11 protein-coding genes and 1 pseudogene are annotated in these 14,804 nt (G+C 62.0%); 5 read left to right on the forward strand and 7 right to left on the reverse strand.

All coding sequences use genetic code 11. The features are described from left to right. Positions 1-577 precede the first annotated feature (577 nt). The 4 genes from IH48_RS0131840 to IH48_RS35455 all read right to left on the reverse strand — a co-directional run bounded on the left by IH48_RS0131840 (position 578) and on the right by IH48_RS35455 (position 6,691). Positions 578-931 carry a hypothetical protein gene (locus tag IH48_RS0131840; protein ID WP_158710390.1) on the reverse strand — a complete coding sequence of 118 codons (354 nt, stop codon included), beginning with the start codon at positions 929-931 and terminating at the stop codon, positions 578-580. Positions 932-1,056: 125 nt separating this feature from the next. Continuing rightward, positions 1,057-4,749, reverse strand: coding sequence for an SGNH/GDSL hydrolase family protein (locus tag IH48_RS0131845; RefSeq protein ID WP_234434464.1), 3,693 nt, complete (start codon positions 4,747-4,749; stop codon positions 1,057-1,059). Positions 4,750-5,311: 562 nt separating this feature from the next. Then, positions 5,312-6,211, reverse strand: a complete 900-nt coding sequence (locus tag IH48_RS36435; protein WP_158710391.1) for a hypothetical protein — start codon at positions 6,209-6,211, stop codon at positions 5,312-5,314. A gap of 15 nt (positions 6,212-6,226) precedes the next feature. After that, entirely contained in the window at positions 6,227-6,691 is a 465-nt protein-coding gene (locus IH48_RS35455; protein WP_078850198.1) for a hypothetical protein, read from the reverse strand. A gap of 140 nt (positions 6,692-6,831) precedes the next feature. On the opposite strand from IH48_RS35455, the gene IH48_RS35460 reads away from it, so the two are divergent. After that, a protein-coding gene (locus IH48_RS35460) for an IS5 family transposase (RefSeq protein WP_420705560.1) occupies positions 6,832-7,622 on the forward strand; the annotation gives its coding sequence in 2 pieces (ribosomal slippage) (positions 6,832-7,153 and positions 7,153-7,622; 792 coding nt in all). Positions 7,623-7,637: 15 nt separating this feature from the next. Here IH48_RS35460 and IH48_RS0131860 read toward each other — a convergent pair. Both IH48_RS0131860 and IH48_RS37715 read right to left on the reverse strand, forming a co-directional pair. Further along, positions 7,638-8,084: an SRPBCC family protein gene (locus IH48_RS0131860; RefSeq protein WP_030912677.1), complete on the reverse strand. Its 447-nt coding sequence runs from the start codon at positions 8,082-8,084 to the stop codon at positions 7,638-7,640. Positions 8,085-9,225: 1,141 nt separating this feature from the next. Then, complete coding sequence (locus tag IH48_RS37715; RefSeq protein ID WP_158710392.1) at positions 9,226-9,399, reverse strand: hypothetical protein; 174 nt, start codon at positions 9,397-9,399, stop codon at positions 9,226-9,228. 47 nt (positions 9,400-9,446) lie between these two features. Between IH48_RS37715 and IH48_RS36445 the strand changes: the two genes are divergently transcribed. Then, positions 9,447-9,875: a transposase family protein gene (locus tag IH48_RS36445; protein ID WP_158710393.1), complete on the forward strand. Its 429-nt coding sequence runs from the start codon at positions 9,447-9,449 to the stop codon at positions 9,873-9,875. Here the strand turns inward: IH48_RS36445 and IH48_RS35475 are convergent. After that, positions 9,853-10,112 (reverse strand): annotated as a pseudogene (locus IH48_RS35475) (transposase family protein); the annotation flags it as partial. The gene IH48_RS36445 and the pseudogene IH48_RS35475 sit on opposite strands and share 23 nt — an antisense overlap. A gap of 200 nt (positions 10,113-10,312) precedes the next feature. Here IH48_RS35475 and IH48_RS35480 point away from each other — a divergent pair. From IH48_RS35480 to IH48_RS36455, 3 genes are all read left to right on the forward strand, one after another. Then, positions 10,313-10,843 (forward strand): DUF2690 domain-containing protein, encoded by a 531-nt coding sequence (locus IH48_RS35480; protein WP_158710394.1) that lies wholly within the window; start codon positions 10,313-10,315, stop codon positions 10,841-10,843. A 43-nt stretch (positions 10,844-10,886) separates the two neighbouring features. Beyond that, positions 10,887-13,853: a hypothetical protein gene (locus tag IH48_RS36450; protein WP_158710395.1), complete on the forward strand. Its 2,967-nt coding sequence runs from the start codon at positions 10,887-10,889 to the stop codon at positions 13,851-13,853. Between the two features lie 310 nt (positions 13,854-14,163). After that, positions 14,164-14,676 (forward strand): hypothetical protein, encoded by a 513-nt coding sequence (locus tag IH48_RS36455; protein ID WP_158710396.1) that lies wholly within the window; start codon positions 14,164-14,166, stop codon positions 14,674-14,676. Positions 14,677-14,804 lie beyond the last annotated feature (128 nt).

Here is a 14,804-nt window from a genome sequence, read left to right on the forward strand (position 1 = left end):
CTGAATGATCACGGATCCCGTGTCCGCTCTGTCATCCGCCCCGACCTGCGGCATCTTCACGTCAGTTGGGCGATCCCGGGAACTCGCGCAAGCCCTGGGTCACCCAGGCCGTACACCGTGCCGCGCGGGCACCACGCACAGCAGCCGACCTCCGGGTGATGGCCGCGCAGAGCCGCTCCACGGGGGCGGCGCAGAAACGGACGGGGCACCCCGCGACCGCGACCTCTGCCCAGCTGCCGGCCAACTCGTCGGCGCCACGGCGCGGGCGCTGACTCCCACCCCAAACCGCGCTCCAATCGCGACCGTTCCTGGGTCACCGACGGAACTCGCTGGTCCGGCCCTATACGGGCGCCGTCGACGTTCGTTTCCCATGCTGCTGCAGCAGATTTCCCACGATACAGACCGGGGGCGTCGAGACCAGGGAGTCGCTTGTCGTTGCATGGGAGGACTACATCTCGGAAGCGCCCTCCTGAGTCGTGCGCGCTGGAAGCGTGAAGAACTTTCATCACCGCAGGTCACAGGGCATTTCCTCGTTCCCGGGCACATCGCCACCGCACATCAATCAGTGGATCGGGGCTCAGTCCTTTTGGGTCTGGAACCCGGCCAACGAGAAGAGACCGCCGAGCGATACGAAGAGAATGAGGAACAGCCCGGTGTCCAGGCGGCTAGCGGCCCCTTCCACGACGTGACCGCCGATCAACCACCAGGACGGCACTCCGCCCAGGACGAGCAAATAATTGTCCCGCTCGCCCAACAGTCGCATTCCCACCCAGAGCAACACAGGCATAGACATTGCACCGTCGAGCGTGGCCAGCAGGCCTTCGAGCCAGCCAGCGCCCATCGCGCCCTGACCTGCAATCGAGGCCGATTGCGCCCACTCCCTCAAGGAGGACCAGGACCAGTAGCAGAAACTCACGGACGCCGCGGACACCAGCAACCCCTTGGCCCCACGGGCAACTATTCTTCTCCACACGCCTCCGAGTGTTTCACGCCACCGAGGCGGTGGGCCTGAGTACGTGTACTCAGGCCCACCGCCCATCCGAGGTCGACGTTTCGTCAACTGCCCGCGAGCGTGTGCTCGAAGGCCGTTGCATACAGGCCGGCACCAGGAATCTTCGGGTGAAAGGATTTCATGGATGGGTTGGGATTGCCGGGAAACCAGCTCGGCCCCCGGCTATCCGCTTTCGAATATCCGCTGAGGACCACACCATTTACGTCCTCCGGGTCTCCGCAAATAGCTTTGCCTGAGAACTCGTCTCGCGGGTCGGAGAATACGGCATTGTCCTGGTACTGGGCGTTGGCGTCCTCGACGGCACCCTTCATTTCTGTTGCCAGTGTATCGGCCATTTCGTTCAGCCAGGGACCCTCCGCGGTGCCGATGCCTGGGACGCATATCCCCTCGCGTTCCAGCAATCGCGGATAGCCCATAAGTACGATTTTGGCGTTCTTCGCCTTTTTGTGTATTTCGTTGATTGTCTTGACCAGGAGGGGGCGGACTGTGTCGTGCGCCCATACCGACGCCCACTTGTTCATTGGGCCCGTAGATTGCCCCTCGATTTTGTCTCCGGTGTTTGGGTTGACGGACTCTAGGGAGTCATCGGTGCAGACGGTCAGGGAAAGTATGCAATCCTGGATGATGTCGGAGAATCGCATGTCATTGCCACCGATGGACAGGGGAACCAGCGTCGTATTCTGATCGAGGTAGCCAGAATCGATCTGTGTCACTTCATCTGAACCCTGCTCCTTGCTCAGAATGTTGTACGTGCGAGCGCCGGAGCATGCTACGAAGTGGTAGTCCATTTGCGGGTCAAGGTTGTCGCCCATGGATCCGATAGAGCTGCTGTAGCCGGGAAGAGTTGCCTGGCGAGACCAGGCATACTTCGACCGGTGGCACTTGTCCTCGGTGCTTGGTTGACTTGAGTTGTAGTAGTCGGTTTCTGGATAGTAGTCGTCACCGCCGCCTGTCGTTGCTGCCTCGCCCGAGGAGTACGAGTCGCCCATGGCCACGATGGAATTTGCGGGCTTTCCTCCAAGGGGCTGAAAAGCGACCGCGCCCCAGGCGATGTCTTCGTCCGCGGTGCCGTCTGCAGTGCTGTTCGACAGGGACACTGTCGGAGTGCCGGTGAAGTGAAATACGCCCAAGCTGACCCAGCCGCCTGCCCGCTGAAGCACGACGCGCTTGGGACTGAGGCTGTCTGAGCCGCCCACCACGTATGTGGCCTGTCTGGTCTGAGCGCCGGTGTCGGGGAGGTGGACGAGGACGCGAGCCCAGTTCGCGCTCTGCCCAAGTGTCCAGGTCCCGTCGATGGTCATCTCTCCGCGGCTGCCGCCGAGATGGTCCACGTTGCGCGTCTTGGCGTACCAGAAGTGGCCATCGAACCCGCCACCTATCTGGTGGAGGTCGGCTTTGGCCTCGTAGTGCGTGCCCAACGTGTCCGGGTAGAAAGTGAATTGGAAACTACCCGCGGAGGTCACTTGTTTGCAGTCACTCCATGTCTCGGTGCCTTGGGGCACAGAGGCGACAACGTGGGATCCGGTAGGCGCGCCAGTACAGACTGGTTCGCCATTCTTCAGGCGATAGCCACGTCCCGGTTCGTCAACCAGCGTCAGGTACTTGATGTTTTCATGCCCGCAGGTGGTGTCGCAATCATCCTTCCAGGTGGCATTAGATTTATTCCACCAGTACTGCGCGTAGCAGTCCGCGTCAGGACAATTGGGGGGCGAGAGTGAGTCACAGTTGTTGTTGGCATTGCAGAAGATGGTCAGGTCAGGTGAGACTTTGCTGCGTTCAGCTGAGCTGGTCCACCAGGCTGGCCTGAAGCCGGCGGAAGAGAATCCGGATTCGCCCGGCCAGTCCTGCCGGCCGGAGGTGCTGTAGGAGAAACCGGTGTCGATGGACCAGGCGGCCCAGCCCATCACCTTCTCCTCGTAGGGCCAGTCCTGCGGGTGGGCGGCGTCCTTGTTGGCCTCCGTGCCGTCATGGTCGGTGTCCATGAAGGGGTGGCCCCAGCTCTTTTTGTAGATTGGGTTGGCGGGATTGTTGTACCAGCCAAGGCCCCAGTGCCCGTCGTGGTTAGAGGCGTCGGATGGGGGATTGAAGCCGAGATTGTAATTCCATGCGGCGGTGAACCAGTTCTCCACCCGGGAGGGGTCGTCGTTGTTTACTGTGACCTTTTGCCCCTCCTTGTGGACCTCGTTCCACTTGTCTGCCAGGATTTTCAGGGACGCGGCGATGTTTGTGGCGTAGTCGACGGCGACCAACTTCTGCAGGGACGGCGACAGACTCGTCTCATTCCCCTTCTCATGGCCAGCCAGACGCATTCCGTCGGTGACCTGCCCAACGCCGTAACCACAGTCCGACTCATCCCAGTGGATATTCCAATAGGAGTTCGGGTCGCCTGGGTCGGGCTTATGCCCGTAGTAACCGTCCACGGCCGCGAGAGGATTGCCCATCTGGCCCGGGATGGTGCCGCCTTCGGCCTGCCACAGGTTTGATTCCTGGGCCATGATGCCGAGCATGACATTGGCAGGAATTCTGCCTCCACCCGTCAGCGTGGGGAGAGGAAAGAGTCCCTGTGGGTCGATGGTGCCCAAACCTGCCTGGCTGCGATAGCCGCCCTGTCGGATATAACTGGCGCGCAAGTCACCGCGTACGGCCATGTCGACGGCCCACTCGACCTGGTTCGGGGTCGGTTGCAGCGCCTGCGCGTGTAGGTCGTTGCGGGAGACGGAGCACCATCGATCTGGGTCTGTGGGGTCGTGAGACACACCGACCGACATGGCACGCACGGTCTGCGTGTGATTGCCCGTGCCTGATCCAGACTTGCTTGTTGCGGTCAGAGCGGGTGAGAGCTTTTTCATGCCGTTGGGCGACGCGGGTACAGTAACCGATTGGGTGATCTTCGTGCCGGTGCTGGTTACGGTCGAGGTGACCGTCAGCGGTTTGGTTACCGTCAGCGTTTCCGGTGACTGAGCAGTCTCCTCGTTCCCACCGGATTCTGCCTTAGAGAAGCCCTTGCCGGCGTTCTTGATCCGTGCAAGGCCCGCGTGCATACCGGGAGTGAGGACCGGTGCGATGGCTAGGCGCCCGTTGCTGGAGATGTCCGTGCCGGTCGGAGCGTCGACCCGTGTGACCCCTCTGGCCCGAGTGTGCGAATTGCCAGTTACACGCCCAGTAAGGAACACCTGGGCTGTTCCGGCTTGTTGCAGGTCGAAGGCGCCGAGCTTTCCAGTGGCGATCGTGGACGGTTCGTCACGCTTGTTCCACACTCTGGCGCGCGCCTTCTTGCCGCCGTTGCGTTCGACGAAGGCGATGCTTCCATCCTTGGTCGGGTGGATGTCGAAGGGCAGTCCTCCTGCGGTGAGCATGGGCTTGACCCTGCCGGAGTGATCGAGGTGGATCAGGCGCCGGCCCAGTGCCGCCACCGTACCGTCGTCGACGGGTACGGCGCTGGTAACTTCGCCCTTCGTTGCGGCTTTGCTGGTGACCTTGCCGGTGGTATTCACGGTCAGCACGCGGGTTTTGGTCTTAGCCGGGTCGTTCATGCCGCGGAACGCCGTGAACGCTGCCGTATGGCTATGAGGATTACAGGACGGATCGAAGTAGGCCAGCGATGCCGTGAACGGGAGCTTTGATACCTGCCCACTGTCCAGGTTTACGATGGCCGCGAACGCGCCACCTTGCATCAGGTCGGGTTTGTTGGTGAAGGTCCTTGGCGCGTAGACCACCGCTGCGTGGGTGCGGTCCATGACGCATTCGTTACCGATCCAGCTGTCCGCGGGCATGCCCGGTTCGGACAAGACAGCGGCGGTCTTCCACGTGTAGGCCTTGCTACTGTCGGCGACGAGAAGGTGGAGGCCGTCGGTGTCGGCTGCGGCGGTGACTGCTCGGTCCGACGACGTCTTCCAGCCCTTGCCGAGCTTCTTTTCGGGATCCGTGACACCACTCGACGAGGTGGACGAGGTGGTGGACTGAGTGGCCTCGTGCGTTGGGCCTATTCGCGGCGCTGCGGCGGCTGGGGCGGCCTGTGTAAGTCCCCCTATCAGTGTGGCACTAGCAACTATTGCAACCGCTTGCACGCGGTGTCTTAGTTTGATCTTGCGTCTCAAAGCATCCCTTTCGTTCGTACAATGACTTCTGGGCTTTCGTGCGAATCGACCTAGTGGAACGTGTTTGGGGAGATTAACATGCGCGAGTTAGGAATTGGCTCGGTGACGGTGGCTGCACGTCAATTTGCGAAGGACACGCACGTTTTCGGCATACTGGGCAATCCTGGATCGTCGTAGCGTCCAGGATTGCCCATTCGAGGATTTACTCGATTGACTGAGCTTTACTGACCAGCGCCGCATACTGTGCGGGGGCGGACTTGAGCGCGGAAATCTGCTTAGCGATAGCAGACTGTTCGATCTTCGCTTCCGTGTCGAACCAGGTTTTCTCGAGGTTCACCCTTTCGCGACATGCAACATCCGCAACGGCCGTTCGCTTCTCAAGCTTAGTGATGCGGTACGGATTCGAGAACCTTTGGTCGTCGCTTGCGTCGAGCGGCTTTTTGTAGTTGTAGCCCTTGCTCTTCATGCAGACAGACCACGAGTGGAAGGCCGAGACGACTTCCTTTTTTTTCTGAGATGCGATGAAAGACTGCCCTTCGATCGACTGTGCCACCGGCGACGGCACAAGCTTGGGAAGTTTTGCATCTGCCATGCCTACGCACTTTTGGACTTGTCCCTCTGGGGCACCCGAATTGTCCACGGCCCCCTTCGACTCCGCCTCGTCGTAAGCCGCCTGCTGCTTGGGGTCAGGATGATATCCCCATCTCTTCACCTCAGCCCGGGCGTGCACACCGTAGCGCCAGTCAGTGAGGGTCTTTCCACCCAAGTCGGGGAGATTTGGTGGCGCGGCCCAATCTGGATATCCAGCATCGCTCATACAGGATTCTATAATACTGCCGCGCGTAACGCTTACTGTTCGCACATCCAGTTTTTTCGGCAGATATTTCTCTACCGGCAACTTCCAGTCAGCGGGATCGTCACTTCCCCCCTCAAGCGTGCTTAGGGACGCTGGCCTGTAGGGGGCTGACTTCTGGTGTGTTGCAGCAGGTAGGTGTCGCTTGCTATCACCGTGCACTGCATATGAGGCTCCAGCAGCTACAGCCACTACTAGGAAAGCAGTAGCAAAAGGCACGAGCTTCAGACGGCTCGGAAGATGCTTCATTTCTCGATCTCCTTTTCAGGAAGAAGTCCACTTGAAGGACGCGTCTTCGTTGTACACATTGACGAACTGGTCATGTTGCTGGTACGGGCCTATTACGTCTTGCGATCCTTTGTAACCCGAGTTGTAGTAAACTCTGGCCATGTACGTTGGATGATTATTCTCACCCGAAGCTGCATTATTCTTGATGTGCTGGCCGGCGCCTGCGTGTCCATCACAGAATGTAAGCGGATGGGTTGAAGGGTCAGTTCCACCTATTCGCAGCGCATTGAAGTCATACACGCTATATCCAATATCCCTATACGCTCCGTTTAGGCCCGAGTTGTAGTAGATGGCGAACTTGAACTTTGACGTATAGGGTACTTTGCAAGCCTCCATGCTCATGAGGTTCTCTTCGTCGTTGTTTGCCGAAGCCACAGGCGCCCCGACCAGAACGGCAGCAGCAGCCATAGCTATTGCGGTTATGCATTTCTTCAATCTCATCGCACATCCCGTCTTTTTGCGAAAACGTCGAGTTTTCGAATGTGTTAGAGCTCGTAACACGATCTTGGTGAAACGTGCTGGTTGGCCGTGACCGGTGTGAAGATTCGGCCGTTCGTGATGGTGTGAGTACTCGGCCGTGGATCGTGGACGACGACTTGTGGGCGCTGATTGAGCCGCTCTTGCCGCCTTGGCCGGAGCGGTCGCCGGGGCCGAGACCGGTGCCGGACCGGCTCTGTCTCCAGGGCATCCTGTTCGTTCTCTACAACGACATAGCGTGGCAGCTCCTACCGCTGGAGCTGGGGTTCGGCTCGGGTCAGACGTGCTGGCGGCGTCTGGACCGGTGGCAGGAGGCGGGGGTCTTCGACCGGCTGCACCAGGTCCTGCTCGCAGAGCTGAACGCGGTCGGCGAACTCGACTGGTCACGGGCCTGCGTGGATGGTTCCCACATCCGCGCGAAAAAGGGGGCGCCGAGACCGGTCCGTCGCCGGTCGACCGGCGGAAGACGGGCAGCAAACACCACCTGATCTGCGACGGACGCGGCACCCCGCTCAAAGTCATCACCACCGCGGCGAACGTCAACGACATCACCCAGACCCTCAATCTGGTCGACGGCATCCCGCCCGTCACTGGCCGGCCCGGCCGGCCGCGACGGCGCCCCGAGGCCGTCCTGGGCGACAAGGCATACGACTCGAAGGCCGTACGCCGGGAACTGCGACGCCGCAGGATCCTGCCGGTCATCTCCCTCAGGGGTGCCCCGAACATCAAGGGCCTGGGCAAGCTCCGCTACGTCGTCGAGCAGACGTTCGCCCTGCTCCACCAGTTCAAACGTCTCGCCATCCGATGGGAACGACGCCTCGAACTCCACGACGCCTTGGTCTCGTTGGGCTGCAGCCTCATCTGCTGGAGACGCCTGAAGAAGTTTGGATCATGAATCTGCGCTGCAGTTCTAGGAGTTGCGGCTCACGATCGAGTTGGCGTATGACGCAAGATCCTGGACCCAAACCTGCAGACGCCGTCTCCTGAGCATGTCCAGGAGAGGGAGGGTGTGTTGGTAGGTCGCTGACCAGGTGATGTCGGTGCCGCCATGGGGGGCTCGGACCAGGCCCACAGAACCTCGATGAGAGGTGAACAGTCCTGCGGCTTGTTCGTAGCTGAACCGCTGGTCGGGAACCATCTCGACGACGCGCTCGCGGCAGCACACACGCCCAGTAAGGGAACGGATGGTGCGCAGGTCATCGACGCGTGCCGGCCGGTCGACTCCCGCAGGCACATCCCACTCGACGTCGGCGTAGGCGGACCACAACGGCCAGGATTCTGCATCCAGGAGCGCCGCGTAGACGATGGCGGCAGACGCCGATGAGTGCGAAGAAGCAGTAACAGCGAGGGACGACACCCCAACAAGGGTAGACCGCGTCTCACCATGATCGTGTTACGAGCTCTTAGCAGATTTCACTACATAGAGGCGGTGGTACTGGTACCGGGCAGGCAGAAAAGAGGGTCCCATACCACTGCACGGGTAAATAATGCACCAAGCGCCGAAAATCAGTGAGGGACTGCGGATTCAGCGAGATTTCTCTGCTCGCGGCGACCATTGGCGCTGCGGTTCACCCCTGGCGAGGTTGCGCGGTTGCAGCTGAGCGCGGTTGTGACGACGCTGTCGTCATTGTCGGCGCTCCAACTGGAGGGAAGGAGTAACGACCAGCCGCGAGCAATCCCTTGCCATGAGCCCCCTGTTCACGACGCGAAGCGAAGGCTTCCCCATGGCCTCTTATGCGCTCCGTTTTGACGTGAACACTCTATGGAATTACTGAGACTCCCAACAGACATATAAATCTCATCTAAGCTTCACAAACTACGCACAAAGGTTGCAATAAATGTAACGATACAGTAACGACATACTCCCTATGGGATCTGAATATTCGCATAGTGCCCAGACTTGGGCGTCTGTGGATCATCGTTGCCGACTGGTTCAAGGAAGGCGGGTTCGCCGACCGGGCCACGGACCAGACCGATGCTGCAGGTACCAAGTCCGAGAGCACCTACGAGGACTGCGTTCGCCCTGGCCGCATCCGGCTGCGAGGCGAGGGCCAGCACTCTCGAATGCGGCCAGCTGCGATGGCTACCGCACACTCGCACTTGCGTACCCCGGCACCTGTGGCGTCCCGAGGACGGGCTGAGCCGCCGTCCCCCTTGCGGGTGGCCCCCAGCAGCACACGGTGACGCACGGGCGCCGATGGCCTCAGGGCCAGGACGCCAATGCCACACCGTTCCCGTCCAGTTCTCTGCTGCGCCTGATTACGGTGCGCGCCGGCGACTGACTGCGATGGGTCATCCGTATGAGCTACAGGGTCCCGGGATGCGCGCGACGGTCGGCGGATGAACGAGGGATGCCAGAACCGGCTGGTCATCGGCGACAAGCTGCTGAGCATCACGGCCCCGGGCGGGCTGGTCGGCGCCTTCGACCAGTACTGCGACGAAATCAGTCTGACACCCAAGACAGCCCGGCAGGATCGTCACTCCGCTCGCTGTGCACTTCACCGCGCGCCAACGCGCACTCGTCGCTCTGGTGTACCGGCAAGCACGACGCCCTGAGTCAGATAGCCGCCGGCTTCGGCATCCCGGTCGGCATCGCCTGCGCCTACACAGCCGCGGTGATCGACGCCCTGGCGGCCCGGGCGCCCGGCCTGCTCAAAGCTCTGCGCGAACATGGGCCGAGTACGTGCTGCTCGGAGGGACGCTCGCCGAGTGCGACCGGGTGGGCGACGGACAGGCCGACTATTCGCATACGCGCTGTCGTCACGGCGTGAACGTGCAGGTCGTGACCAACCCGGTCGGTCAGGTGCTGTGGGTCTCACCGTCCTTGCCAGGCCGGTGCCACGACCTGACCGCCGCCCGCAGGCCTCCAGATCATCCGGATCTGCGAACGTCAAGGCCTCCCCGTCCGTCGGACCGCGCCTACCAAGGCGCCGGCTCCCGGCGCAGCACCGGACGCATAGGGCCGCCCGGCGGACATCTGGCCTCGACGCAGCGGACCGCCAACCGCGCACTGGCCACGTCCCGCGCACCCGTACAACGCGACATCGCCCCGGTGAAGTCCTGGCGGATCTTCCGAAGATCCCGGATCAGCCCCAACCGCATGACGTCAGTCACCAAGGCCATCCTCACCCTGGAAAGACAACGCTGAAAACGCTGATGCGGCGGGTGGAGGAGCGTGCTCTGCGCATGATGCGCCAGGTCTTGAGTCGGGCGAAGGAGCGTTCGCCGGGGCTCGGAGTCGAGCGTGGTCGCGGTTGAACTGCTGATAATGCTCCGGCCGTTCGCTGTGGTGATAGTAGGGGGTGCGGAAGGTGACGCCGGCGCCCTGGTAGGCGCGGTCTGCCAGCACGAGGATCTGCCGGGTCAGGCAGGCCTGGACGATGCCGGTACACCTTCGCTCGGGAAGATTTTTAACCGATCTTGGTTGTTCGTGTGCTCCTTCGGTGATCACCTCGTGAAGGCTGAGTTGTCATGCTCACTCACCCATGGCGGCGGTCAGGCGGCGCCCGTCGCATGATCCGGCAGCCGCCCCGACGCGGCGTCACCACCGCCGCACTGGCCCTCTCCCTACTGCAAAGGAGATGCATGTCCACGCGAAGACATCCTGCCGAGTCAACGCCTCACTCGAACCGCTTCCGCACCGTCGGCTCCGCGCTCATGGTGCTCGCCCTAGCCGCCGCCTGCATGTTCGTGGGATCGGCGTCGGCATCGGCCGACACCTGCAGAAGCTCATCCTGCACCGGGCGCAATCCCGTCACGATGGGGTGTGACAGCGATGCTGCACTCCTGGAAGAGATCGACGACACCGGCATGTCCCTGCGTTTCTACTACTCGGGTACATGTGACGCTTCCTGGGCATACGTAACCGTCAGTTCGACGGACCCCAACGCCTATCCGCAAGCAGCGAACATCTTCTACATACCGGAGCTTGGAGGCAGCGAAGCCTCCTATTCAGCCGGCTATGTGAATCAAAGCGACGTGGCCAAACCCACTCCTATGGTGGGCGGCGCCGCCATGGCGAAGGGCTGCGCCACTGAATCGGGGCCGGGTTTCGACCCAGCCCCGGAGACCTGGAAGCAGGAGGGGACCAGCGGAGTGTGCACCCGATGGCACTGATACCGAGCAGAGGCGCCGTAGGCGCCCGCAGACGCGCTTCCCGATGGGCACAGCCCGGGTCGGCATACTGTCGTGCGTTGCACTGGCTGCGGGGCTGCTACCCGCTTCCGGAGCAGCCGCCAACGAAGCCGTGGCCCAGGCACCGATCACCCAGGATAGCGGGAGGCTCTTTGCTTCCCCTACCGCGGCGCTGGGCAAGGACTGGCAGTCGTCACCCGACCGTGCAGTCATCGGCACGGGCGACTCTGACGGCTTCCACATTCTTGTGGCTGATGAGTCCCAGTCCTTCCGCTACCACGAGGTGGCCAACCTGATCGAGGCCGGCCTCGACGGTGTGGGACCGTGGACAGGATACGTGTGCACCACCGGATCCGGCCGGTACGCCGCAGCGGTCTACGCGCCGTCCATGGCCACCAACAAGCCCGCTCTGATGCAGCACGGCGCCTTCGCCGCAGTGGTGGATCTGAGAACTGGCAGAGTCACCCACTCAGTCACGGGTGTTCAACTCGCCTACTTCTCTCCAGGCTGCGGGAAGAGCAACACTGTCACCTTCACGCGTAGCGCCGTCGACGACTCGGGAAAGGGCAGCACCAAGCTCTTCAACGTCGACGCCGCCACCGGTAAGACGGTCGACACGGTCAACGTCAAGGGCCAGTTCACCAACCCGTTGCCCACAGCAGGCGGCGACATCGGCGTACTGAGCGGTCGGCTAGTCAAAGCCTCAACCAAGGGACGCATCACCAGACTCGCTGATCTACCCGGCCGCCCATTCGCGATCTCCGCCTCCTCTGGGGGAGCCGTCGACCTAGCTGTTGTGGCGGGCGGGAAGGACGTCCTGCATCGTTGGGACGGCAAGAGACTCACAAGCTTGGGCACCGCGCCCATCGGCAAACTCGGTCTCTTCGCTAGTTCTGGCGGCGACTTGGTCGCAGGGCACGTATCAGGTATTGACACCAAGGCAGCGCCGGGTCTCACCAAGGTCGACGCACCTGTCAAGCCCATCGCGGCCTCTCGTGAAGGTCATCTACTGACCACCTGGGCTGCTTCCGAGGAACTCAAGGGCATCAGCTCGAAGATCGGCTCCTCAAACCGGCAAGGTGCCGGGCGGATCGACGTGAAGGCACTCGCCACCAGCAGCAATACCTCGGCAACCACGCAAGTCACCACGGCCGAGGCTGCCTCTTCCACCGCCGACGACGTAGAACCCGACGTCGACGGTCAGCCGGAGAAGGACGCCCTCGCGCAGTCCGGCATGGCCCCGAGCGATCCCAACCCGCAGTCCCACTACTCCGACTGCCTCGTCAAACGCAATGACGTGCACGCCCAGGCCCTGCAGCCAAGCCCCAACATGGTGGAGTGGGCCGTCGACCAAGCTGTGCACGGGGACCTGAGCATCACCCGTCCTGCCAACTATCTGGGCACCGGCAGTGGCGCCTACAACCCGGAGACGCTCTTCCCGCGGGTAAATCTGACGGGCGGCGGCACCGTGCCGGCGCAGGTGATGCTCGGCGTACTCGCCCAGGAGTCCAACTTCAAGCAGGCGACCTGGCACTCCGTGCCCGGGGACGGGGGCAACCCGCTGCTCGGCGACTACTACGGCAACGCCGACAGCATCCACTACTACCCCAACGCCGGCGCTGCAGACTGCGGCTACGGCATCGCCCAGGTCACCACAGGCATGAACGAGGCCAAGCCCAACCCCTACAAGCCGACCGAGGCGTACGCCATCGCCACCGACTACGCCGCCAACATCGCCGCCGGTCTGCAGATCCTCAGTAAGACCTGGAACCAGCTCAAGGGTCTGGGCATGAACGTCAACACCGGCAACCCGGCGTACGTCGAGAACTGGTTCATGGCACTCTGGGGCTACAACAGTGGCGTTTACACAGACTCCTCGCAAAACGGCGGACACACCGGCCTGGGCTGGTTCAACAACCCGGCCAACCCCAACTACCCTGCAGACCGCTCTCCGTTCCTGCGTGACTCGTACGACGACGCCGCACACCCGGCCAACTGGCCCTACGAAGAAAAAATCATGGGCTGGGTCGAGACTCCGCAGCTGACCTACCACGGTGAGCCCTCATACGCCCTGCCCCAGTTCCCCACAGGCGGCACCAGCCCAGCGGGCAAGCTCAACCTCAACACGAACTACCGTGCCTACTGCGGCAGCTCCAACAACTGCGACCCGAATACGGCATCCGGCAGCGACCCATGCCCTGCTGAGAACGACACCTGCTGGTTCCACGGATCAGTCAACTGGGGCGCCGGCAGCGACTCCAGCGACGGATCCACCGAGAACCTCGTCTACTCACTCGGCAGCAGTGAACCACCTCTGAAGCGGCAGTACACCGCAGGCCCGTGCAACAACGCTCCCGCAGGACTGCTGATCGACGACCTTCCTGACCCAAGCGCCAACACCCAAAACTGCACAGAGTCACAGACCACGGGAGGGAAGTTCAACCTGCAGCTCGGGGACAACTTCACCCATGACCGCGGCGACGGCACCTGGCGCGCTACCGGCGACATCGCGCCGATCGACCTGCACCAACTCGGCGCCGGATACGATGGGCACGCCTGGTTCACCCATGGCTACGCCGGCGGAGCCGGCAGCCGCACCAACCTGTGGCACAAGGTCACCGCGACATGGACTCCCAACCCTTCCGCCATGCCCGTTGAGGGCTCGGGTGGTCACCTGTACGACATCTACGTGCACCTGCCCAATCACGGTGCCCAGGCCATCGTTCCTTATACCGTGAACGTCGGCATGAACCATCTCGGCGTGGCTGCCACCCGCACCTGCAGCGTCAACCAGGCCAAGGCCAGCAACGGTAAAGACGTATGGGTCGAACTCGGCACCGTACGCATGTTTCAGGGCGGCAACCTACAGGCCGACAACAGCAGTCGCTCGGACTATACGGGTGATCAGGATGTCGCCTACGACGCGGTGGTCTTCCATGGGACCGACACTGCATCAAGCAACGGCATCTGCTTCCACGACGCAATGACCTGACCACCGCAACACGACTGCACGGCGGTGCGCCCGCACAGCCCGGAAATTCTGGACTGTGCGGGCGCACCGCCTGCAAGACGCCTGCCCTTCAACGGAGTCCACGATCATGAAATGCTCCCACGCTCTCGCGGCGACGGTGGCCGCCTGCGCCCTCCTCGCAGGGTGCACCGCCCAACACAATTCATCCCCCGGCTCAGCCTCCTCTCCGTCACCGGTCGGCAGCGAAATCACACCCTCCAACACGGCCAGCGCACATCCGTCACATACGGCTGTCACCGACTTGAAAGACTGGCCGACCAAGCCTGTGACGGTGGACGAAATGCCTCATGGAAAACTGCTCAGCACCACCTTCGGGAAGGGTTATACAGGATCCGAATTCATCAATCGGCTGGCGAAGCAGTGGCACATCACTCTGGGCCCGAGGAAGAAGAACGACTTCAACAAAAAGGACGACGTGCCGCCCGTTTGGCTTGCGGCAGGAACAGGACACTCGTCCACCAAGGCCACGACGGACGTCACCGCCGTATGGGAACTGTCCGGCGACCTCGCATCCCTCACATGCAGCGTCAGTCGAAAGGTACCGGACTACAAGGACTTTCTACGAGATTGCGCAAAACTGAACTATCCCGGGGCGCAGCCGACTGTGGCGACCAGATGGCTCAAGCGCACGATGCCGAGTCTCGACAAAGCACACACACAGGCCAAGAAGCCTGTTGGCAGCCCGCTGTACCGATCAGGTCAAGCGGCTTCCTATCTGTACGAATACGATAACGGCGCAGAAGGCACCGTCGACATGCTTCGCATTTTTGGGGCGGCCTCCTGAGCTGCTCTGTGTTTCGTGGAGCCCCTGAAGCCCAGGGCTTGATCAAGTTCCGTTGAGGTCGGGCTTGTAGGTGATGCCCAGGATGGGGAGGGCTCGTTCGGGTTGGTCGCGGATGGCGCGGGTGGTCT

It is taken from the genome of Streptomyces sp. NRRL F-5126, assembly GCF_000721265.1.
Lineage (GTDB): Bacteria > Actinomycetota > Actinomycetes > Streptomycetales > Streptomycetaceae > Streptomyces.